Here is a 389-nt window from a genome sequence, read left to right as displayed (position 1 = left end):
TGCTGGCAGACATTGTCGATATCGCGAATGACGTCGTCGTTCCAGAAGCGCAGGATGGTCCAGCCGCTCGCCTTCAGATAGGCGCTTCGAGCTTCATCCCGTTGCAGATTTTCGGTATCCGCATGCTGGCTGCCGTCTACCTCGACGATGAGGTGGTAGGCCGAGCAAGCAAAGTCTACAATGTAGGGACCGATCGGCACCTGCCGCCGAAAGCTCATCCCCATCAATCGGTGAGCGCGCAACTCGTTCCAGAGCTTCAACTCCGCATCGGTCATGACGTGACGCATGGATTTTGCATTCCGGCGGTGTCGTTGCGGAACGAGATCGTGTCCCATCAAACACCCTTTGGCCGATGATTAGCGAAATCGGCGGCGGAGGCTGATCTCCCC

1 protein-coding gene is annotated in these 389 nt (G+C 57.6%); it reads right to left on the bottom strand.

Annotated features, from left to right (window positions below):
- The coding region (locus EOB49_RS34815; RefSeq protein ID WP_164781975.1) for an endonuclease domain-containing protein at positions 1-335 on the bottom strand (335 nt) is incomplete at its 3' end.
- Positions 336-389 lie beyond the last annotated feature (54 nt).

Source organism: Mesorhizobium sp. M7A.F.Ca.MR.148.00.0.0 (assembly GCF_003997735.1).
Lineage (GTDB): Bacteria > Pseudomonadota > Alphaproteobacteria > Rhizobiales > Rhizobiaceae > Mesorhizobium.
Note: the sequence above shows the minus strand (reverse complement) of the source record. Positions and strands in the feature narration are given on the sequence as shown.